We start from the raw sequence: 23,407 nt of genomic DNA, 5'->3' as shown, positions 1-23,407 counted from the left end.
GGCTAGCTATATTGAACATTGGTGTATTATTTGTCAAACAATAGTTGGTAATTAAATGATATGGTTGAGTATTATGTGTTGATGTTACCTTTCGATATTAATATAATAGTGATTTATAAGAGAATTTGTTGGTTAGATTGTTTTAGTCGGAATTGAGGATAAGTCTTGAGAGAGGATTAATGAGCATTGACTTGTTTAATTTCTACTTTTGGTGTGAATTTTGATTCAACAGAGAAAATTCCTAAGAGTGCTCCCTGCTTTAGTGCGCTTTCTTGAGAAAGAAAAGGATTGAACTTTAATTTTAGTGAGGTAAATTCAATGTGTAGTATTTTACAGTAGCTATAATTGTAAGAGTTGTTAATGTTAAGGTGCTTATTTGCCAATTGGATAGTATTTTTTTAGAATTTTCTAAAACTATTTTGAATCTTTATCTTAAATATAAAGATTCAAAAATCTCAATTTACAAAAGACAATAGTTGTTGCTGAGATATAGTGAAGAATAATTTTAGAATTATAGAGGTATGTGTAACGTTGTTTAAATAGTGAATTAGGTTCTGTAAAAGAAAAAAAAGTTCTTTTGTAATTTTTTTGTAAGGAGAGGTGGCAGAGTGGTCGATTGCGACGGTCTTGAAAATCGTTGAACTGAAAGGTTCCCGGGGTTCGAATCCCTGTCTCTCCGCTTTCTAAGTCGTATTGTTTTGTAAATAAAAGGTAGGCTTAGTTTACTTTCAATAAACATATTTCATTGATGATTTACTAAACTAAATAGGGGAAACATTTCTACTTTGTATTTTTAAACATGAAAGTATTTATAAATGTAAAAGATTTAGGAAATTTGAATTTTGCCGTAAAAGAGGCTTTTGAAATTAAGAAAAACCGTTTTATTTATAAAAAACTTGGGGAAAATAGAACTCTTTTGATGGTTTTTTTCAATTCTAGTTTACGGACACGATTAAGTACGCAAAAAGCAGCTATGAATTTAGGAATGAGTACGATGGTATTAGATATTAATCGTGGATCATGGCAATTGGAGACTGAACTGGGAGTCGTTATGGATGGAGATAAACCTGAACATATTTTAGAAGCTATACCAGTAATGGGATGTTATTGTGATGTAATAGGTGTTCGTTCATTTGCCAAATTTGAAAATAAATTAGATGATTATGGTGAAAATATTCTTCAACAATTTATACGATATTCTAATAAACCTGTTTTTAGTATGGAAGGAGCTACCACTCATCCTCTTCAAGCTTTTGCTGACTTAATTACTATTGAAGAGTTTAAGACAAGAGCTCGTCCTAAGGTAGTTCTTTCCTGGGCTCCTCATCCTAAAGCTTTACCTCAAGCTGTTCCTAATTCGTTTGCTGATTTTATGAATGAAGCTGATATGGATTTTGTGATTACCCACCCTGAAGGTTATGAATTAGATTCTCAATTTACTCGAGGGGCAACAATAGAGTATGATCAGAAAAGGGCATTTGAAGGAGCAGACTTTATTTATGCTAAAAATTGGGCAGTTTTTGAAGATACCCATTATGGACAAGTTTTAAATAAGGATAGAAGTTGGACAATAGATTCTACTAAAATGAATTTAACGAATCACGCAAAATTTATGCACTGTTTGCCTGTACGACGGAATATGGTTGTTACTGACGAAGTAATTGAAAGTCCTCAATCTATTGTGATTCAAGAAGCCGCTAATCGAGAAATATCATGTCAGGCAGTACTTAAACGTATGTTAGAATATTTATAAACAATCCACTCATAGTCCTCTTTATTTAAATTACTACTTTAGTAAGTAATAATTCTTATTCGTTGAATATAAAAATTATATGTTAAGATTTTCCATTATTACTGTCACATTTAATGCTTCTCAATGGCTGGAAAGAACGATTAAGAGTGTTATTTCTCAGTTTGCTATTCCTTCCTCTCTTTTTTTAATTGAATACATCATTGTTGACGGAGATTCTACAGATGCGACATTGAGTATAATTAAAAAATATGAGTCACAAATTAGTCAATGGATAAGTGAATCAGACAATGGACTTTACGATGCAATGAACAAAGGATTAAAATTGGCTACTGGTAATTATGTTTGGTTTCTCAATGCTGGAGATTTGATTTATTCAGAAGATACTGTTCAAGAAATAGTTAATAAACTAGATGAAAATTATTTACCTGATATAATTTATGGAGAAACGGGAATTGTAGATTTTAAAGGTAACCCTTTAGGTATACGTCATTTGAAGTCTCCTGAAAAATTAAATTGGCAAAATTTTCGCATAGGAATGTTGGTTTGTCACCAATCTTTTTTGGTTAAACGGGAGATAGCAGAAATCTATAATTTGAAATACAAATTTGCAGCTGATTATGATTGGTGTATTCAATGTATGAAAAAAGCTAATTTTATTTATAATACGCATCTAACTTTATCTAATTTTTTAGAATTTGGAATAAGTACGACTAACCGAATAGAATCTTTAAAAGAACGTTACCAAATTATGTGCAAAAGTTACGGAACACTATATACTTTAATTGTTCATATTTGGTTTGCTGTTCGATTTTTTACCAATAAATTGTTGAAGAAAAAATGCTTGAAATATATCTTTAATAGTTGTTAAAATGCATTTTGTTATAAAAAAGCTTTTTTCTCACATTGCTGCTATAACTATATTTTTAATATTGGTATCTATTTATTTTGCCCAAAGTGTTTTTCAAGGGAAAGTCATACAACAAGCTGATATGCAAAAAGTTGTTGGCATGGCTACTGATGTAGATGAATATTATAAAAAAGAGAATGTTATATCAGCATGGTCTGGTATGATGTTTTCTGGAATGCCATCTTATCAGACTCGTTTTTGTAGCGATTCGCCTAATTATTTAATTTATCTAGAAAAACCTATCAAATCTATTGATTATGCTGGAGCAAGTATGATACTTACAGCTCTTATTTGTTTTTATATCCTAATGTGTGTTTTTTGTGTAAAACAGTGGTTAGCTGTTACAGGTGCAATAGCTTTTGCTTTTTCGTCTTACAATTTTATTATTATAGATGTAGGACATATTACAAAAATGTATGTTATTGCTTATATGCCTCTGACAATAGCTGGAATAAAATTATTTTTTAAAAAAAGTTGGCTTTGGGGAATTGTTCTTTCTACATTAGGAGTTAGTTTTTCTATTTTAAATGGTCACATACAGATTACTTATTATTTGTTTCTTTTTTGTGTTTTTCTTTTTGTAGGATTGATAATTAATGAATTAAAACGGAAAAAATATTTTTTTTCTGCTAAAGTGATCGGTGTAATGGTTCTTTCTATTGTTTTTGCTACTCTTACTTCTATTGGTAATTTATGTATTGATTATGAAGCATCTCAAGAAAGTACGCGTGGATCATCCGATTTGACTATTTTTAAAGAAGGAAAGAAAGATAAAAAACAATCTTCAGGCCTAAATATAGATTATGCTTTTGCATGGAGTTATGGAGGAGGTGAATTATTCACTTTACTAATCCCTAATGCTTATGGAGGAGCTTCAGTTGAAACTTTAGATAGAAATTCTCATCTTTATAAGATTTACAAATCTTTAGGAAAAAAATTAGGACCAACTATTAAAGCACCAACTTATTGGGGGAATCAACCTTTTACATCTGGTCCTGTGTATTTTGGATCAGTTGTTTGCTTCCTTTTTGTTTTAGGGATATGTGTAATTAAAAATCCTGTTAAATGGTGGATAGTATTTGCTACTCTGTTTTTTATATTTTTGTCTTTTGGGAAAAATTTTATGTTGTTGAATGAATTTTTGTTTTATCATTTCCCAATGTATAACAAATTTCGTACTCCTTCTATGGCATTAGTTATCCCCAGTATGATTTTTCCTTTCATTGGTTTTTTAGGATTAGAACAAATATTAAATGAAAAAGTAGATTTAAAGCAAATAAAAAAATCATTAATTTGGTCTTTTTCTATTACGGGAGGTATTTGTTTATTGGTTTGGTTAGTGCCTACTTTTTTTCTAAAATTTAGTTCTCAAATAGATGAACAGTATCTATTTAATTGCCATCCTTTGATGGAGGCCTTAATAGCTGATAGGCGATTATTAGCATCGAATGATGCTTTACGTTCTTTTCTTTTTATATTATTGACAAGTGTTTTAATATTCTTTTTTCTTCAATCCAAAAATAAAAAATTAGGATTAATTGTTGTTGGTTCTGGAGTATTTTTTTTGGTTACTATTGATATGTGGGGAATAGATAAACGTTATCTCAATAGCAAATCTTTTTCTAGCCAAAAGCTTGTTGAATCATATAAAAAGACAGTAGCAGATGAATTTATACTGCGAGATACTTCATTGTCTTATCGTGTTTTAAACATCAGCACGAATACTTTTAATGAAACAAATACATCTTATTTTCATAAATCTATTGGAGGATACCATGCTGCAAAGTTGAAGAAGTATCAGGAGTTAATAGATCATCGAATTATAAATGAAATAAATATTATACATTCGGCTTTTCAAACATCTATTTCTTTTGATAAATTGCAGAATGTATTCAAGCATACCCCCACACTAAATATGTTGAATTCTAGATATGTTATCTATCATCCTAATAAAAAACCTCTTGTTAATTTATATGCTGGTGGAAATGCGTGGTTTGTAAGTAGGTATGTTTTTGTCGATAATTCCGATCAAGAAATAAAAGCATTAAATAATATTAATCCAAGACAAACAGCAGTTATAAGTAGGGATTTTGTTAAATCGGTAAAAATTAGGAATATTGTTCCTGATCCTACGGCTTATATTCAATTGGTAGAATATAAACCTAATTACTTAAAGTATTATTCATCAACGTCTTTTGATCAGTTTGCTGTGTTTTCTGAAATTTATTATAAAAATGGTTGGAAGTCATTTATAGACAATGTTCCTGTTGAACATTTTTGTGTAAATTGGATACTACGGGCAATATGTATTCCTGCTGGTCAACATACAGTTGAATTTTGTTTTGAAACTGATAAATATAATTTCTTGAATCGAATTAGTTCTATATCTTCTTTAATTATTTTATTAGGATTTATAGGAATATTGATTTACAAATCAAAAGAAAACTTTCAATTTACAAAAATAGAAAAGCTAGATTAACTAAAAAAACTATATCTATGTAATTTTTCGATTGCAGAAATATTCAATACTATTAATCATATAACTTCACTCATTTGAGTATAAAAACGGGTGGAATACATTGGAGCTTGTGATTGATGGAATACTGGGTTTCTAAAAACTTGGGGAGACATTTAGTTGCAACCCAAATGTGTAGTTAATACGAGGTGAAATAATTAATAAATTCGAAAAAAGTACTTAAGATTAAGTACTTTCCGTAATACTTCAACCTTAAGTGTTAGCTCTTGCTGTATTTACATTGAGGAATTGTTATCACACATACTTATGACTAAGTTATATGGATGACTAATACTACCAGACATTTTTTTGATTAGAAAGAGTCTGTAAGAAGACGGAAATAGATTTATATTTAAAATATTATACTGAAAAGCCTCTTGTTATTTATTCATTCGAAATATTAAATTTGATTATTAGTTAGCAAGGAAGAGTTAGACTTAATTTTATTTGGAGTATATCAAAATAGTTTAAGATTTCTGAATTACAATCAACAAATTTATTCATTGATTGTAATTCAGAAGATAAGTTTTTTAACTAAAAAGTTACGTTGTAACTTAGATATTTTTCTTATACTGTTATAGATAGGTTAATTTTTGATTTGGAATATTTTGTTTATAAAGGATCTACATCATAGTGGACAATGACATGTTTAAAATCCGATATTCTGAGTATCTGTATATGGATTTCTTCTAATATTTTACGCAAAGCAATTGAAGAAGCATTAATTTCGATCTTTAAAAGTATGTTCCGAATGTAAAGGCTCTTTATCCTTCCTATTACAGGTTTATAGTGACCTATGACTCTGTCTCCCAGTTTATATTTCAGTAAATCAACGTATTTGTCAGATATTTTGCAAAGTATCTCTTCTACAGTATGATAGAGAAGAATGTATATTAACCGAAATAATGGTGGATATTTAAATAATATTCGTTCTTTTATTTGTATATCATACATCTTTTTATAGTTTTGTTGTAGGACTGTTTCAATTAATGGATGATTTGGATTGGATGTCTGAAGTATAATTTCACTCTGAATCTGTTGTCCTCTCATTTTTTCCACTATTTGAACTAGTAGTTGATAGGCTCGTTCATATGCTCTAAAATCTGGAAAATTCATTAATGTGTCGGCATTAAGTATACCGACTAATCCGACTTTATTTATACTCAGCCTCCTATAAATCATTTGTGTTCCAATTAAAATTTGTGTTTTCCCGGTTTCAAAATTGAAAATAATTTTCTTCAAAGATTTCTTTAATTTAGTTGTATCAAAATCCATACGATCAACTGATATATTAGGGAAAAGTGTTTTGATTTCTTCTTCTACTTTTTCTGTACCATAACCAATTGGGTTTAAATTAAGATTACCACATTCAAAACATTTTTTAGGGAGTAAATAATTTCTTCCGCAATAATGACAAGTTAGTTGATTACTTTTTTTATAAAAAACAAGACTAATATCACAAAAATGACACTTAGGAGTCCAATTACAAATTTCACAAGAAATATGCGATGCAAAGCCCCTTCGATTTTGAAATAAGAGTATTTGTTCTCCATTTTTTAATTTTTGTTTCATACGTTCTATAAGTAAAGGAGAAAATATAGTTTTCATTTTCTTTTTTCGTTTCAATTCCTTTACATCTATTGGAATAATATATGGCTTTTTTATTTTCTCTGTATATTCATTTAATTCAATGTAAGCATATTTCCCTATTTGAGTATTGTAGAATGATTCTATTGAAGGTGTAGCACTTCCTAAAATTACTTTAGAATTGTGTATAGTTGATAAAAAAATAGCTGCATTTCGAGCATGATAGCGAGGAGTAGTTTTTTGTTGTTTATAACTTGGGTCATGTTCTTCATCTATAATTATTAATCCCAAACTCTTAAAAGGCAAAAATAAAGAAGAATGGACTCCCACTATAATTTGATATCTCTTATCATTTAAGAGACTATTCCAAATTTCTATTCGTTTATTTGGATTTATTTTTGAATGGTATACACATACTTTGTCACCAAAAAACTGTTTTAAATGGTTAGTAATCTGTTTTGTTAAAGTAATCTCTGGCAAAAGGTATAATACTTGCCTGTCTTGTTTTAATTTTTTTTTAATAAGATGAATATAAATTTCTATTTCTCCAAAAAAAATATTTTTATGTAAAAGACAGATATTTTTTTTTTGAAATTTTTCTATAATCTGGTCAAATATTTTTTGTTGTAATTCGTTCAATTTACTGAAAGGTTTCAGTATTATTCTATGTCTCTCCAATTGTTTTTTTTCTATACGAAAAGATGAAGGGAATGTTGTTCTTAAAATTTTGCCTAATGTACATAGATAATAATTAGAAATCCATTTCCAAAAATGCAGTTGTGATTGCCAGAAAATGGGTTGAGAACTTTCTACCAATATTATTGGTTTTATTTTTTTTGCATTAATAGTTAGAGTTGAGATGTGTTTAACAATACGTAAAATTATTCCTCGATAATGTTTGTTACTTTCTCCGAAACTAACTAATACTAAATTCCCAATTAGAATTTGTGCCTCCATTTCAGGAGGCACAAAATAAGTAAATGTCTTATTTAAGGGTAACGGTAAAATAACTTCTATGTACAAATTAATTTTATCTAAATTACTAAAATAAAATTTATGCCTTTTAAAAAATTGTTTTTTTTTGCCTACTGTTGTTTTATTGAATGCGAAAAAATATATTTTGCATTTGGTTAATGAACATTTTTTTAAAAAATGTTCATTATTTTTTTCTGTTAAAATCTGCCAAAATCTCACCCCATTTTTTAGTATTCCATTTTAGAATTTTGTTTGTGTAACTATTGTTTTCCAGCCATTTTTCTGCTTTTTCAATCATACAAAAAATAGATTTATTACTTTTACAAATTTTTAGCTTTGTTTTGCATTTTTTATTATAAACCCATAGAATAGCTGTTTCACTATCAGAATAAATGGGTATAGAAATTTTTTTTTGCTTGAGCCATACTAAACCATGTACAATTGCTAAAAATTCTCCTACATTGTTGGTTCCGTTTTGAAACGGTCCCGCATGAAATACTTCTTTTTTTGTTTTTGTAAAAACACCTCTATATTCTATATCTCCTGGATTACCGATACAAGATGCATCTACAGATAAACTATCGTAAGTAATTTTTCTTAATATTTCTTTTTTATTTCTTCTTATATAAAACTGAGGGTTAGATTTATACGCTTTTTCAGCTTCTTGACAAGAAGAAAAAGATTTGTATAGTGGTCTATTAAATCCATTTGTTTGTTTTTTACATTCATTCCATGTTTCGTAAATACCAGGTTTAATTCCTTGCCAAACTACATACCATTTTTGCTTCAAATTGTTTTTCACAAATTATAAAAGGGTAAAATAGATTTATCTCTACCAAATGAATCTATTTTATCTGGTAATAGACTAGTTGTATAATAACTTTATGAGTATCATTATTTGAATAATATTTATTAGAGATTAAGTCAAAAATACTTTACTGTCTATTTTAAATAAAAAAATGCTATAAAACAATATCTATGAAAATAGATAGTTTCTTAATTTGATAATTTGGTAAAAAGAAAATAGCACTTTTTTGAGAAAAAGTTGTAATATTCTTCAATAATATCAGCATTTATTTTACTAATGATAAAACCGACAAAGTTACGATTATTATAATGTAATACTTTGAGTAATTATTTTTTTCTAAAACTTTTTAATAATATTTATCAAAAACATAGTTCATTTTTCTTTCATGAAAATATTAATAGGAGTTCCAGTTAATTTCCATTTTTTTCGTATCTGATTTTCGAGGAATCGTTTATAAGGATCTTTTACCCACTTTGGAAGATTACAAAAGAAAATAAAACTTGGGATAATTGTATTTGCAAGTTGCATAATATATTTTATTCGTACTATTTTACCTTTATTAGTGGGAGGAGGTGTTTTTTCTATTATTGGGAGTAAAATCTCATTTAATTGAGGTGTAGGAATTTTCGTTTTACGAATGTTATAAATTTCTTTGGCAATCTGTAATATTTTGTATATCCGATGCTTGGTTTGTGCTGAAGAAAAGAGAATAGGTACATCAGTAAAAGGAGCTATTCGTTTAAAAATAGCGTCCTTAAACTCACGTATAACATTTTGGTTCTTTTTTTGAACTAAATCCCATTTATTGACTACTATTATTAGCCCTTTTTTATTTCTTTGTATTAAAGAAAAAATTCTGACATCCTGGTTTTCAATACCTTGTGTAGCGTCTATCATTAGGATGCAAACATCTGAATTTTCAATAGCACGAATAGCTCGTATTATGGAATAGTACTCGAGATTCTCTTCAACTTTTTTCTTCTTACGGATTCCAGCAGTGTCTACCAAATAAAATGTTAATCCAAATTTATTGTAAAGTGTATAAATAGAATCTCGAGTAGTTCCTGCAATGCTTGTAACGATATTTTGTTCCTTTTTTGTAAAAGCGTTAATAAGAGATGATTTCCCAACATTAGGCTTTCCTACAATTGCGATAGCTGGAATTGTATTTTCTTTTTTATTATCGGTTTTTTTAGTAAAGTTAGAAATAAGGCAATCCAATAATTCTCCTGTTCCTGAACCATTAATTGCCGATACATTGTATGGGGTTCCTAGTCCGAATGCATAAAATTCTGCTGATTGAGAATGAAGCTCATAATTATCTGCCTTATTAGAGATAAGAATAACTGGTTTTTCTCCCTTTCGAAGAATAGCAGCTATTTGCTGATCTAAATCGATGGTTCCATGCATAACATCCACTAAAAACAAAATGACATCCGCTTCTTCAATAGCAATTTGAACTTGTTTATTAATTTCTTTTTCAAAAATGTCACCGGCATTTAATACCCAACCACCTGTATCAATAATGGAGAATTCCTGTCCGCACCATTCTACTTTTCCATATTGCCGGTCGCGAGTTGTTCCTGTTTCTTTACTTACAATAGCTTGATGACTTTGGGTCAAGCGATTAAATAAAGTCGATTTCCCAACATTAGGCCTTCCTACAATTGCCACTATACTACTCATAAATTATTTAGAAATGTACGAATAAATAAAAATTCACCGTTTTGAACAAAGATAACTGTTTCTATTTATTCTACTTATTTTTGTCAATACAATTGTTGGTAAAGTGAAAATAATTGAGATAGATAGTAATTCTGGTTTTTGTTTTGGAGTAGTGAACGCTATTCAAAAAGCTGAAAAAGAATTGATAGCTAATAATGAATTATATTGTTTAGGTGATATTGTTCACAACAGTCAAGAAGTAGCTCGATTGCAAAATCGAGGATTAAAAACTATTAACTACGAAAGATTGAATAGAATATATAATAAAAAAGTATTATTTCGTGCGCATGGAGAACCGCCTTCTACTTACGAAGTAGCTATTCAAAATAATATTCATATCATAGATGCTACTTGTCCAGTTGTATTACAACTGCAAAAAAAGATTCAGGAACTATATCAATCGTTCGATAAAAAAAAATCGCAAATTGTGATATTTGGAAAAACTGGACATGCAGAAATAAATGCTCTTGTAGGACAAACTAAAGGGACTGCAATTGTAATTGAATGTAAAAATGACATTCAGCAAATAAATTTTAGAAGAAATATTTATCTATTCTCTCAGACCACTATGTCTGTAGATAATTTTAAAGAGATTGTTAAAGAAATAGAGAGTAAAATAACCTCTTCTGTAATATTTTCTCCGTTTAATACAATTTGTTGTCAAGTGGCAAATCGGATACACTATATCCGTAAATTTGCTGCACAACATAATCTTGTATTATTTGTAGCAGAAGGAAAAAGTTCTAACGGCAAGACATTATTCAATGAATGTAAAGGAGTTAATTTGAATACTTTTTTCATTTCCGATGAAAAAGATATTCAATCTGTATGGTTTAATAGAATAAAATCAATAGGCATTTGCGGAGCCACCTCTACCCCTAGATGGTTAATGGAAAAAATTGCTTTATCATTAATGATGCTTCGTTAAATGTTAAAATATATTTTATGTACGATAATAGCTAAAAAACTGTTATGCCTATTATTTTTACATTTATTTTTCCCTCAGACAGAGTATAAAAATATCTATTGATGTAGAATTTTACTTGTTTTAAACAATACGGGGTAGAAAAGAAAGAAGAGTTGACAATTTGAAAAAATCATTCGTTTTTATGTAAATATCCTCACCTTCAAGTAAAGTCTTATAGTTTTATTTATACAGAAAAATAGTAATACTACTTGAGTAGTATTACTCATCTAGCTAAGTAATCAGAAATTTGTTTTAATTATCGAAGTTCAGCCTATGCTGAATGTTGAATAAATTATTTAGTGAGTTGGAAAGATGAAAAATTTTTTGTAACTAATTTCTATTGATGAATAAAAATTGGAGATAGAAATCTATAAACATTTTATTAAAAAATAACATTAAGATGAATTACTTATTAATAAGTAATTCAATCATTTCAATAAAAATTTTTAAGTTCTTTAAATTGGATATTGAAGAATTATAAATTTATAGATAGATTTGAATAAGTGTTTAATAAAGTATGATAAATCTTTTGGATAAAAAAAATAATTACGTATATTTGATACGTCTAGTTATGCAAATGGAATTAGTTGATTTTTTTTAAAATAGGGCTATATAAAGAGTATGTCGAAAATTTGTCAAATCACAGGAAAGAGAGTAATTGTAGGGAATAGTGTGGCGCACTCTAACCACAAAACAAAAAGAAAATTTAATATTAATTTTCTTTCTAAAAAGTTCTACTGGGTAGAAAGAGGTTGTTGGATAAATCTTGGTGTTTCTGCTAATGGGTTACGTATAATAAATAAAATTGGATTAGATGCAGCTATTAAACGAGCTTCTAAAAGAGGGCATTTAATTCTACGATAAGGATGTCAAAGAAAGTAAAAGGAAACAGAGTGCAAGTGATTTTGGAATGTGTTGAACATAAAGAGAGTGGGGTACCCGGAACATCCCGTTATATTACTACGAAGAATAAAAAAAACACAACAAATAGATTGGAGCTTAAGAAATATAATCCTGTTTTGAAAAGAGTGACTCTTCATAAAGAAATCAAATAATCATGGCGAAAAAGACTGTTGCAGGGTATCGAAAAAAAACGGGAGGACGCTCTTATTCTAAGGTGATAAAAATGCTCAAATCTCCTAAAACGGGAGCTTATTTCTTTAAGGAAGAAATGGTTTTAAATGAATCTGTAAAAGATTTTTTTAAAAAAGTATGAATATATAGTATAGGTTAAATATTTTGAGTTTTAAAAAAAATACATACAAAGATTTCCTTCCAATTTAGTAGGTAGTTGGTTTTTTGTTGTTTTTTACGAAGTGTTTTTTAATTAATTACAATTAAGTGAGTTTTTTAAATTCTTTTTCGAAAGATAGAAAAAAAAGTTTAGCCAAGGGTTTATCAAAAACTAGAGAAAATATTTTAAAAAAAATAATAAGAACTATTGTTGGTAAATCTAAAATAGATGAGGATATACTTGATAGTTTGGAAGAAGTATTGATAACTTCAGATATAGGTGTCGATACAACGTTGAAGATCATTAAACGGATAGAAAACAGAATTGTGCAAAATAAGTATGTAAATACCAATGGATTAGTATCTATTCTTAAAGAGGAAATCAGTTTTATATTACAGTATAACAATAAAGAACCAGAGGATTTTGCTTTTTTTGATGGTAAAAAGCCTTATGTGATTATGGTAGTTGGAAGCAATGGTGTAGGAAAAACGACTACTGTTGGGAAGTTAGCTTATTATTTTAAAAAAAAAGATAAAAAAGTTTTTTTAGGAGCCGCAGATACATTTCGAGCTGCTGCTGTGGAACAGTTAAATTTCTGGAGTGAGCGTGTAGGTGTATCTATTATAAAACAAGAAATGGGTGCAGATCCTGCTTCTGTAGCGTATGATACGCTAACATCGGCGATTGCTAATGATGCTGACATAGTTATTATAGATACGGCTGGAAGGCTTCATAACAAAGTTAGTTTGATGAATGAACTAACTAAAATCAAAAATGTTATAAAAAATATGGGGGTCGGTGCTCCTCATGAGATATTATTAGTATTGGATGGTTCAACAGGACAAAATGCATATAATCAGGCAGAATATTTTTTTAAAGCAACTGAAATAACAGCTTTAGCAATTACTAAATTAGATGGATCAGCCAAAGGAGGAGTAGTTATAGGTATTTCTGATAGACTGCAAATTCCAATAAAATATATTGGAATTGGAGAAGGATTAGAAGACTTACAAATCTTCAAAAATGAAGAATTCGTTGATTCTTTATTTTTGAATCAATGAAATGCATTCTAAGTATAAGAATATTAATTTCAGTGATTCTTTAAAATTTGCAAATAATATATTCTTCTGTATCGTTCGACTTGCCAAAACAAATACTTGGATTGTAGTAAATTATAGTCTAAGTGTGATTTTGATACTATCAAGATTTTCCTTTTGAAGGAATGGATACAATTTTTTGTGTTTCTATCTGATTAGATAGAATATTTAGATGTGTTCTATCTAAATTTAGAAAATGTTATCCCCATAAAGGGGGGATATTTTGTTAGATTAATGATGGATAAATAAATTATACCGAGTAAAAGAAGATAAATTCTGCTATATTCGATAATTCCTTTCTATCTCTGTAGAAAGATAGAGAATATAAAAATTGTTTGTATGGTTAGGACTGATACTTATGGATATATTGGTAATTACAAAAATTTTAAAATGAAGGCTAATTCATCAGTCATTTTAGGAGATGTGATCGGGGTTATCTTGATAAAGGATATTTACTAATAGATACTGAATAGTAAAAAAATCTGATATAGTTTTTATTTTTAGATATGATTATAGAGCTAAATGTATTTTGTATGATTTTTTTCTTCATATGCTGAAAAGGTAAATTTGTGTGTTGTAAACAAATTACAGCATTAAGGTACGAATACGAGAATAAAAAAAAGAAAAAAGAGAGTGGTATGTTAAATATAGTTCGTCTACTTTTACTTTGTTATTGGATATAGCTGATGAAGTTAACATCTTTACTTAGGAAGTAATTGTGTTCAAATTTATTTAAGGGGGACGTTTTATTATGCGTAATTATATGGGGGGGGTAGTTGTGTATGTTACTAATATTGTAATCCGTAAGACTGTGAAATGAACGGAGTTTAAATTTTTAATGAATGCAATAGTTGTTAATTTTTTTAATTGAAAAATTTCGAACTTTCTATAATTTTTACAAAATATTAATTTCCATTTCTCAACGAGAAAAAAAGAGTATATGCAAAAAAATAATTATTCTTTACCTTTTGTTTTTCATTCTTTTTTTTCCAATCGACCCATAATTCTTGCTCCAATGGAAAATGTTACAAACATTTATTTTCGTTCACTTTGTAAGTCATTTGGGGCAGATATGGTCTATACTGAGTTTATTTCTGCAAATTCTTTAATTTGTCATATAGGAAAAACTCAGAAAAAATTGGAAGTTAATGATACTGAACACCCTATTGCAATACAAATTTATGGGCAAGATAATGATACAATGGTTGAGGCTGCTCGTATTTGTGAAGAAGTATATCCTGATTTTTTAGATTTGAATTTTGGGTGTCCGGTAAAAAAAATAGCTTGGAATGGTTCTGGTGCAGGAATGCTTCGTGATCCAGAAAAAATGATTAAAATAACCCAACAAGTAGTTCGTGCTGTAAACATTCCTATAACGGTAAAAACTCGCTTAGGATGGGATGAAAATAATAAACTCATTGTTGATTTAGCAGAACGATTACAGGATACGGGAATTGCCTTACTAACTATTCATGGACGAACTCGTTCCCAGATGTATACAGGTAAAGCAGATTGGAGTCTGATTGGAGCAGTAAAAAATAATCCCCGTATGCATATACCAATCTGTGGTAATGGAGATATTACGTCTCCTCAACAGTGTAAACAAGCATTTGACCGATATGGAGTGGATGCTGTTATGATAGGAAGAGCAGCAATCGGAGCTCCTTGGATTTTTCAAGAGATAAAGCATTATTTGTTGTATGATAATCTAGCACCGAAGAAATCATTTGAATACTATTTATCCATTTTGAAACAGCAAATTTTGCAAAATGTATCTCAATTAGGCGAAAGGCAAGGTATTTTGAATAGTCGGAGGCATATTGCTGTAAGCCCAATTTTTAAGGAAATACCTAATTTTAAATCGACAAAAATAGCTATGCTTCAAGCAATAACAGTATCTTCTCTTTTTAGAATAATGGATAATATTTCAATTTTTTCCTAATCAAAATACAAATGTTTAATACAAATTTTCAAAGTTGTAAAATTTAATTTGAATTTGTTTTGTGAAATGCTTCTAAAAGGAATATTAGTCATAACTTTTTGATTTGTCTGTATGGGACAGAAATTTTAGTAAATAAAGAAAGAAATAGAAAAATTAACTTAGGATATAGAGTCTTAATTTATCTGTACAGGTCTGTATAAAATACAGGTCTATAGTTTTAAAGTGTTTATTAGAATTTTATCTACAATAAGTTGAGCTTTGTAGATTTTCCCAGAAAAAAATAGAGAATATAGTTTTTACTACGATGAAAGGGAGATGGTAAAAATATTAATTATATTATTGATCAAATTAGTATTGAGTATTTGTTTTATTGAGAAAAAGTTTTTTGTTCACTATTTTAATAAGAATTTTAGTGAAAAAATATGGAGAGGACATTTGTTATTCTTAAACCGAGTATTGTACAGAGAAAATTAATAGGTGAAATAATTAATCGTTTTGAAAAAAAAGGATTAATGCTTGTAGGTATGAAGATGGTCTGGTTAACTGATGAAGTACTAAATGAACATTACATACATTTACAGGGAAAACCATTTTTTCAACAGTTTAAAAAATCGATGAAAGTTTGTCCTGTAGTTGTTTGTTGTTTGGAAGGAGTTGATGTGGTGAAAGTTGTAAGGAAAATTATTGGTATTACAAACTCTCGTGATGCTTCACCTGGAACAATACGAGGAGATTATAGTATGAGTATGCAAGAAAATGTTGTTCATGCTTCAGATTCCATCGAGATGGCTAATACTGAATTGAAAAGATTTTTTAACGAAAAAGAACTATATACATATAATTCAGTACTGTCATCAAGTTTATATGCCAATGGTGAAGTGTAGGATATTGAATAAAATGTAATAAAAAAATGGTTAAACTGTTTATAATAAATTTATTATGGGTAATTTTATTTTTGTTTTTTTTTGAAAAAGTGCAAGCGAGTAATCGTTCAAAAAATAAGAGACGAGTAGAATTCGAAAATTCTAAAATGTTAAGTGAAGGAGTATGTACTCCTACCTTGAGAAATTTTCTGCTTTTTCAATCAGAAAATAATATAGAAGAGTATCCTGCATATGAATTATACGAAGAAAGTTGGAATACTAATTTTTTGCAGGCGTATGTAGGTATTACTGTTCCAGATTCGTTTATTTTGGATGTTTCAGATTTTGTAATGCCGGTTAAAGGAAAAGTGACTTCTCCTTATGGATTTCGTGGAAGTAGGTTCCATTATGGAACCGATATTAAACTTCAAGTGGGAGATACGATTTGCGCTGCATTTGATGGTAAAGTTAGAATAAGAAAATATAGTTGTAAAGGTTATGGGTATTATCTCGTTCTGAGACATTCAAATGGATTAGAAACAGTCTATGGACATCTCTCTCAATTTCTAGTAGAACAGGAGCAAAATGTAAAGGCTGGGCAACCAATAGGGTTAGGTGGGAATACAGGACGTTCTCACGGTTCTCACCTTCATTTTGAGTTTCGTTTTTTGGGTAATACTATAAATCCAGCTGAAATAATTAATTTTGATGAATTGTCTCTCAAGGATGATATATATGTTTATATAAAAGACAAATCAGGAAAGAGAATTATTAATTCACAGAATCAATTTAATAGGTGGAAAAACAGCAATTCCTCCTATCATCACCGTATTTTGCAGGGTGATACACTAGATGCAATTGCTAAAAAATACAATACGACTGTTAATAAGATTTGTAAAATTAATAAGATAAAATCTAATGCTAAATTACGTGATGGGGATTCTATTCGGGTTTTGTAAAAGGTTTTTGATCTAAAGTATCTATTTCTTTTATCCATAAGTCTACAATTGCATCGCTTGGCATTCTCCAGTCTCCTCTTGGAGATAGACTCACTGACCCAACCTTAGGGCCGTCAGGCAAGCAATTTCGTTTAAATTGATTTTTAAAAAAACGTCTATAAAAAATTCTCATCCATTTTAAAATAATATCATTTGAGTATGTATTAAAAAAGGCATGTTTTGCAAGAAAATATATTTTACTTGGTGTAAATCCATAGCGTAATGTATAGTATAGAAAAAAATCGTGCAATTTGTATGGCCCAATTATATTTTCGGTAAATTGAGTTGTTTGTTCTTTTCCGTCGATAGGTAGTAACTCTGGAGTAATGGGGGTACTAATTATATCTGATAACACAATCTTATCAGATTCCTTCAATTGAGTATCTGCTATCCATTCAACTAAATGATGAATTAAAGTCTTAGGGATTCCTATGTTTACTCCATACATTGACATATGGTCACCATTATAAGTAGTCCATCCTAATGCTAATTCTGACATATCACTTGTTCCTACTACAATACCTTTTTGTTGATTTGCCAGACTCATCAAAATTTGAGTTCGTTCACGTGCTTGTGCATTCTCGTAAGTTACATCGTGAATACTGCAACTATGTCCTATGTCTTTAAAATGTTTGCTACAAGCTGAAATAATATCAATTTCTTGAGTATTAATTCCTAAAATTTTTATTAAAGATAAAGCGTTTCTATGTGTTCTCGGAGAGGTTCCAAAACATGGCATGGTCACTCCACAAATTATTTTTCGAGATAACCCTAATTTATCTATTGTTTTGACACAAATTAATAGAGCTAGAGTAGAATCCAATCCTCCAGATACTCCTATAATCAAAGATTGAGCCTTTGTATGTATTATTCTCTTAGCTAATCCAGAAATCTGAATTGAAAAAATTTCTTCATAACTTTCATTATAATTTTTTGATAAAGGTATAAATGGCGTTGGATTTATAGTTCTTTTTAATTTGAGAGAACTTGTAACTGAATGCTGATGAATAATTATATGTTTGTAATTATTGACAATAGGTAATTGTCCAATAAAGCTTGTATTTTTTCTCCTTTCTGAGTTTAATAACTCACCATCGATTTCACAAATAACTAGTTGTTCATGGAACTGAAAATGATTAGCTTCTATTAATAATTTACCGTTTTCATAGATATAAGCATTACCAGAATACACTAAATCAGTAGTAGATTCTCCAAATCCAGCTGAAGCATATACATAAGCTGTATGGCAACGAGCTGATTGTTGACTAATTAAAGATTTTACGTATCGTTGTTTTCCTATTAATTCATCACTTGCTGACAGATTAAAAATTAATTGTGCTCCAGCCATAGCATGATAGGAAGAAGGAGGTATGACTGACCAAAGATCTTCACAAATTTCTATGGAAAATTTTATAGGTTCTGAATTCAAACTAAATAATAAATTTGTACCGAAAGGGACAGTATTATCAGCATAAGTAATAATTGTAAATTCATTACTCATATAAGGATAGAACCAGCGTTTTTCGTAAAATTCAGAGTAATTTGGTAGATACGATTTAGGAACAATTCCTTTTATTTTTCCGTATTGACAAACAATAGCACAATTATACAGTTTAGAATTATATTCTATAGGAGCTCCAACAATAAAGCAGATAGGTAAATTTTTAACCTCTTTCAATAATTTTTTTAAAAATTTTTCTGTTCCTTCAATCAAAGTTCTTTGTAAAAATAAGTCTCCACATGTATAAGATGAAACAGATAGCTCAGGGAAACAGACTACTTGAACTCTTTTATCGTTAGCATCAATTATAAGTTTTTCTATTTGTTGGATATTAAAACTGCAATCGGCTACTTTTAATTTTGGAATAGCTGCTGCAATTCTAAAAAAACCATAATTTCTCATTTCCTCTCCTTTTTTGCTATTATATGATTTTTAAGTGGATAAGCATATATCTCCAATATTCTTTCTCTTAAAAAAGAAATATCTTTATTTTTCAAACTTATTTTTTCTAATTGTTGACTTAAGTACGCTTCAAAAATTTTTATATCTTTACTCGTATATTTTTCTATGAAATGACTTTTATCTCCCCAGAGTTTATCATAAGCAATGTAATTAATGGGGAAAAACTTATAGTTTAGGAATATTTCTGTATCAATTAAAGAAGCTAATTTCGATATTAATTCTCCTTTAGATTGTTGTATATCTTTTTTTTCTAGTAACGAATTAATTGATTTTCCTAATTGGAAATGAATATTTCCTTTATATCCGAATAATCCTGTTTCCATGTTTATAAAATCATCCTCTTGTTTTTTTTTAAATTTTGGATTATCTCGTTTCTGTTGAGCTTCTTTAGCTTTCAAAAAATCACAAGGATCATATTCGTATGACAAAGCAAGTGGAATTATATTTAATTCTTTAATACTTCTCTCTAAAGATGTATTATTACTTTTTGTAAGCATTTTTAATATAGCTTCCTGAGTCCTATCATTAGCATTTTTAGCTCTGCCTTCTCGTTGTGCAATCCAAATAGACTCTTTTTTTTCTTTAATAACAAAGTGAATGTATTGAGAAAGATGTATAGCCACTTCCAATATTTTGTGGAAATCTGGAGTACGTTTAACAATAAAACTTTTGTTTAATCTTACTATATCTTCAATCCATGCGTGTGCTAATAAATTATCACCGATAGCTATTTCTACTGTTTCGTAATTTCCTTGAATAAGGAATATGCAAAGGATGCTCGCATCCAAAATGATATCTCTATGATTGGAGATAAAAGTACAAGGCTCATTTTTTGATAAATTTTCTATACCGTAACTACTTACGTTTTTTGCTGTTCTATCAATTATATCGTAAGCAGTTTTTATAATAACATTATGCTGAAATTCTCTTATTGTTTTACAACTTTCCATTAAAGTTTTTATTTCTTCCCAACTCTTTTGAGGGAAAAAAAAATTTGTTGTTTGCTTAAAATATGGATCATTTATTAAACGATGAATTGTAGGAATCACTTCTGCATCACAATAAGAACGTATATCATCAAATTTATTCATTGAATATTTATTTATGCAGATTCTATTATTTCGGTTAACAGTTCTTTAATATCTAATCCAGCAGCACGTACTTGCTTTGGGATGAAACTTGTATTGGTCATACCTGGAGTGGTATTTACTTCTAACATTTTTATTTCTTTTTCTGAGGAGATAATGTAATCTACACGAATAATTCCCTTCGCTCCTATCCAGTCATAGATAAGTGCTGTTAGTGTTTGTACTTCATTAGTTAACTTTTTTGATATGTGTGCTGGAGTAATTTCTTCTGCTCTACCAAGGTTGTATTTAGCATCAAAATCGAAAAATTCATTTTTACTTATTATTTCTGTAATTGGGAAAATTATTTGTTTATCCTTTGTTTTATAGCAACCACAAGTCACTTCTGTCCCGGGTATAAAACTTTCAATAAGTACTCCCTCTCCTTCAATAAAGGCATTATAAATAGCTGATTGTATTTGCATAATATTTGTCACTTTTGTTATTCCAAAACTTGATCCATTATTGTTTGGTTTAATAAATAAAGGCAGTCCTAATTTGTCGATTATTTTTTCAGGAAGTATTTTTTCTCCTTTTTTTAGAAAAATAGACTTTGCTATTTTTACTCCAAATCCTTTTAAATAATTATTACAATAATATTTATTGAATGTGAGAGAAGATGCTAAAACCCCACAACATGAATAAGGAATATTTAACATATCTAAATATCCTTGTAGTAATCCATCTTCTCCAGGTGTGCCGTGGATAGTAATATATGCGAAATTAAATTGTATTTTTTCTCCTTCAAAAATGAAGCTAAAATCATTTTTATTTATAAAGATTTTTTTTTTATCGTCCCATTGAACAATCCACACATCTCTTGTTATCAAAACAATGTATGGATTGTATCTTGTTTTATCTATGAAAGAATAAATTTCTTTTGCACTTTTCAGAGAAATCATATGCTCGGAAGAATATCCCCCAGCAACTATTGCAATATTTTTCATAACATATTCAATTTTTAGAGAAATTTCTCCATTTTTCAATTAATAGAGTCATATCTTTTGGAAGAGGACTTTCTAAAAAGATTTCTTCGTTTGTTTTAGGATGAAGAAATTTTAACGTTCGTGCGTGTAGAGCTTGACGTTGGCATATTTCGAAACAATTTCGAATAAATTGCCTATATTTTGTATAATTATTACCTTTTAGTATTCCACTCCCTCCGTAATGTTCATCATTAAATAATGTATGCCCAATGTGTTTCATATGAACGCGAATTTGGTGAGTACGTCCAGTTTTTAAATTACATTCAATTAAGGTTACATATCCAAATCGTTCTAATACTTTATATTTTGTAATCGCTGGTTTTCCATAGTTGGCATTTGGGAATACATCCATTAGCATTCTGTTGTGTAAATTACGTCCAATGTTACATTTAATAGTCCCTTCTTCTGTTTTTATATTACCCCAAACTAGTGCCCAATAATTTCTTTGAGTAGTTTTTTGAAGAAACTGCATACCTAAATTTGTCTTGGCATTATGATTTTTAGCAATGACTAATAAACCGGAAGTGTTTTTATCAATTCTATGTACTAGTCCTAATCGGAATTCTTCATCATAAAAAATAGGATGTACGTTATCAGTAGCTGACAAATAATATCCTGCAATAGCGTTCATCAATGTTCCGGTATAATTACCATTTCCTGGGTGTACAACTAACCCTGCCGGTTTGTCTACCACTATTATATCATCGTCTTCATAAGCAATATTTAGAGGAATATGGTCTGGGACAATTTCAAATTGTCTACGAGGTCTATGTATTATAATAGTTATTACATCTCCAGGTTTTACTTTGTAATTGGATTTTATGGAATAGTTATTTGCATAAATAAAACCTACCTCAGCAGCTTTTTGAATGCAATTACGAGAAGCACCAGCAATTTTATTAGCTAAAAATTTGTCTACCCTTAAAAAATCTTGTTTTTGTTTAGCAACAAAACGAAAATATTCATGCATAGAATGAGTAGATTACTGATTTTTAATTAGGGTACATATTTTTTATTTAATACCAAGATTCTTCCGATTGTTTATCTATAACTATTGTACTATCTTCTATGGAAGAAGATATTTCTTCTGTACCAGAACTTACTAAAACAAATAGAGGAACATTAGCTGATATATGGATACCCGGGGCTAATTTGTCTCCTTTTTTATTTTCTATTCCTACAACTAAATCTTTATATATTCCAGATACTTTTTTTGTTTGTATATATTTAAATCCTACGGATTGTAGCAGTAATCGAGCCTGTTTTTGAGACATATCTTTTATTTCCGGAATAGTTAATAGCAAATCATTAAAAGAACTAATTGTAAGATAAATTACTCGATTCGGTTTAACGCAAGTCCCTATGGGTGGAATAGTATTCAAAATACTTCCTGGAGTACTGTTATTCACAAAAAATGAATCGGCTATGACATATCTCAATTTTTTTTGTTTAAAAATATCTTCTATTTCTTTTACTTGCAAACCTCTCACATCAGGGATTTCAACTTGTTGGTCATGCCTTGTATAAACATCTAACCATTTTATTAAAAAAATGATAATAATTAGAGAAATCGCTATTGCTAATACTCCATTTTTTGCGTAAATATTAGAAAAGAATTTCACAATCAATGATACAATTATTAATTAAATTTATAAAAAGCTAATAAAAAGGCAAATTAAATTTAATTTGCCTTTTTATTCAAATTCATTTTTTGTTCAATTGTTTTATTCATCAGATACAGTCAACTTCTTCCGTCCTTTTGCTCTACGTGAAGCTAATACCTTATTTCCATTGACCGTTTTTATGCGAATGCGAAATCCATGTTTATTTTTTCTCCTCCTGTTGGAAGGTTGAAATGTTCGCTTCATGACCTTACTACATTGTTGAATTAACACTCTATGCGACGGCAAAGGTAGGATTAATTTCTAAAATATCAAAAAAAATATTTAATTTTTTGTAT

The 23,407-nt window shown here is 29.1% G+C and carries 20 protein-coding genes and 1 tRNA gene; 12 read left to right on the top strand and 9 right to left on the bottom strand.

Annotation, left to right across the window (positions count from 1 at the left end; all coding sequences use genetic code 11):
• Window positions 1–594 precede the first annotated feature (594 nt).
• From ACZ5QM_RS00760 to ACZ5QM_RS00745, 4 genes are all read left to right on the top strand, one after another.
• A tRNA-Ser gene (locus ACZ5QM_RS00760) sits at window positions 595–679 on the top strand.
• A 120-nt stretch (window positions 680–799) separates the two neighbouring features.
• Window positions 800–1,753, top strand: coding sequence for a Rossmann-fold NAD(P)-binding domain-containing protein (locus ACZ5QM_RS00755; RefSeq protein WP_464182970.1), 954 nt, complete (start codon window positions 800–802; stop codon window positions 1,751–1,753).
• 79 nt (window positions 1,754–1,832) lie between these two features.
• The gene (locus ACZ5QM_RS00750) at window positions 1,833–2,621 is read left to right on the top strand and encodes a glycosyltransferase family 2 protein (RefSeq protein WP_464182969.1); all 789 of its coding nucleotides are present in this window, start codon (window positions 1,833–1,835) and stop codon (window positions 2,619–2,621) included.
• Between the two features lies 1 nt (window position 2,622).
• A complete protein-coding gene (locus tag ACZ5QM_RS00745; protein WP_464182967.1) occupies window positions 2,623–5,139 on the top strand; it encodes a YfhO family protein in 2,517 nt (838 codons plus the stop codon).
• 648 nt (window positions 5,140–5,787) lie between these two features.
• Here ACZ5QM_RS00745 and priA read toward each other — a convergent pair.
• The 3 genes from priA to der form a co-directional block, all read right to left on the bottom strand.
• Window positions 5,788–7,956: a replication restart helicase PriA gene (gene priA / locus ACZ5QM_RS00740; protein ID WP_464182966.1), complete on the bottom strand. Its 2,169-nt coding sequence runs from the start codon at window positions 7,954–7,956 to the stop codon at window positions 5,788–5,790.
• On the bottom strand, window positions 7,922–8,539 hold the full coding sequence (locus tag ACZ5QM_RS00735; RefSeq protein ID WP_464182965.1) for a ribonuclease H1 domain-containing protein: 618 nt from the start codon (window positions 8,537–8,539) through the stop codon (window positions 7,922–7,924). The genes priA and ACZ5QM_RS00735 overlap by 35 nt, the downstream gene beginning before the upstream one ends.
• Window positions 8,540–8,917: 378 nt before the next feature.
• Window positions 8,918–10,231, bottom strand: a complete 1,314-nt coding sequence (der, locus tag ACZ5QM_RS00730; protein WP_464182963.1) for a ribosome biogenesis GTPase Der — start codon at window positions 10,229–10,231, stop codon at window positions 8,918–8,920.
• A 103-nt stretch (window positions 10,232–10,334) separates the two neighbouring features.
• On the opposite strand from der, the gene ACZ5QM_RS00725 reads away from it, so the two are divergent.
• The 8 genes from ACZ5QM_RS00725 (at window position 10,335) to ACZ5QM_RS00690 (ending at window position 17,332) form a co-directional block, all read left to right on the top strand.
• Complete coding sequence (locus ACZ5QM_RS00725) at window positions 10,335–11,198, top strand: 4-hydroxy-3-methylbut-2-enyl diphosphate reductase (protein ID WP_464182961.1); 864 nt, start codon at window positions 10,335–10,337, stop codon at window positions 11,196–11,198.
• 660 nt (window positions 11,199–11,858) lie between these two features.
• A complete protein-coding gene (gene rpmB / locus ACZ5QM_RS00720; protein WP_464182959.1) occupies window positions 11,859–12,101 on the top strand; it encodes a 50S ribosomal protein L28 in 243 nt (80 codons plus the stop codon).
• Window positions 12,102–12,103: 2 nt separating this feature from the next.
• Window positions 12,104–12,292, top strand: a complete 189-nt coding sequence (rpmG, locus tag ACZ5QM_RS00715; protein ID WP_464182958.1) for a 50S ribosomal protein L33 — start codon at window positions 12,104–12,106, stop codon at window positions 12,290–12,292.
• A gap of 2 nt (window positions 12,293–12,294) precedes the next feature.
• A complete protein-coding gene (locus ACZ5QM_RS00710) occupies window positions 12,295–12,453 on the top strand; it encodes a DUF4295 domain-containing protein (protein ID WP_464182956.1) in 159 nt (52 codons plus the stop codon).
• Between the two features lie 125 nt (window positions 12,454–12,578).
• The gene (gene ftsY / locus ACZ5QM_RS00705) at window positions 12,579–13,532 is read left to right on the top strand and encodes a signal recognition particle-docking protein FtsY (RefSeq protein ID WP_464182954.1); all 954 of its coding nucleotides are present in this window, start codon (window positions 12,579–12,581) and stop codon (window positions 13,530–13,532) included.
• A 976-nt stretch (window positions 13,533–14,508) separates the two neighbouring features.
• Window positions 14,509–15,510: a tRNA dihydrouridine synthase DusB gene (gene dusB / locus ACZ5QM_RS00700; RefSeq protein WP_464182953.1), complete on the top strand. Its 1,002-nt coding sequence runs from the start codon at window positions 14,509–14,511 to the stop codon at window positions 15,508–15,510.
• A gap of 422 nt (window positions 15,511–15,932) precedes the next feature.
• Entirely contained in the window at window positions 15,933–16,394 is a 462-nt protein-coding gene (ndk, locus tag ACZ5QM_RS00695) for a nucleoside-diphosphate kinase (RefSeq protein ID WP_464182952.1), read from the top strand.
• An 89-nt stretch (window positions 16,395–16,483) separates the two neighbouring features.
• Entirely contained in the window at window positions 16,484–17,332 is an 849-nt protein-coding gene (locus ACZ5QM_RS00690) for a peptidoglycan DD-metalloendopeptidase family protein (RefSeq protein WP_464203019.1), read from the top strand.
• Here ACZ5QM_RS00690 and ACZ5QM_RS00685 read toward each other — a convergent pair.
• From ACZ5QM_RS00685 to rpmH, 6 genes are all read right to left on the bottom strand, one after another.
• A complete protein-coding gene (locus ACZ5QM_RS00685) occupies window positions 17,316–19,274 on the bottom strand; it encodes an NAD(+) synthase (RefSeq protein WP_464203018.1) in 1,959 nt (652 codons plus the stop codon). The genes ACZ5QM_RS00690 and ACZ5QM_RS00685 overlap by 17 nt on opposite strands.
• Window positions 19,271–20,425: a 1-acyl-sn-glycerol-3-phosphate acyltransferase gene (locus ACZ5QM_RS00680; RefSeq protein ID WP_464182947.1), complete on the bottom strand. Its 1,155-nt coding sequence runs from the start codon at window positions 20,423–20,425 to the stop codon at window positions 19,271–19,273. Before ACZ5QM_RS00680 ends, ACZ5QM_RS00685 begins: the two co-directional genes overlap by 4 nt.
• A gap of 11 nt (window positions 20,426–20,436) precedes the next feature.
• A complete protein-coding gene (locus ACZ5QM_RS00675; RefSeq protein WP_464182945.1) occupies window positions 20,437–21,408 on the bottom strand; it encodes a D-alanine--D-alanine ligase in 972 nt (323 codons plus the stop codon).
• 7 nt (window positions 21,409–21,415) lie between these two features.
• The gene (locus ACZ5QM_RS00670; RefSeq protein WP_464182943.1) at window positions 21,416–22,417 is read right to left on the bottom strand and encodes an RluA family pseudouridine synthase; all 1,002 of its coding nucleotides are present in this window, start codon (window positions 22,415–22,417) and stop codon (window positions 21,416–21,418) included.
• A 46-nt stretch (window positions 22,418–22,463) separates the two neighbouring features.
• Entirely contained in the window at window positions 22,464–23,069 is a 606-nt protein-coding gene (locus tag ACZ5QM_RS00665; RefSeq protein WP_464182942.1) for a PASTA domain-containing protein, read from the bottom strand.
• A 102-nt stretch (window positions 23,070–23,171) separates the two neighbouring features.
• Window positions 23,172–23,315: a 50S ribosomal protein L34 gene (rpmH, locus tag ACZ5QM_RS00660; protein ID WP_464182940.1), complete on the bottom strand. Its 144-nt coding sequence runs from the start codon at window positions 23,313–23,315 to the stop codon at window positions 23,172–23,174.
• Between the last annotated feature and the right edge of the window lie 92 nt (window positions 23,316–23,407).

The sequence above is a fragment of the Azobacteroides sp. (SeqCode) genome, from assembly GCF_055395615.1.
The sequence above is the reverse complement of the archived record's forward strand: the minus strand, read 5'-3'. Positions and strand labels throughout refer to the sequence as shown.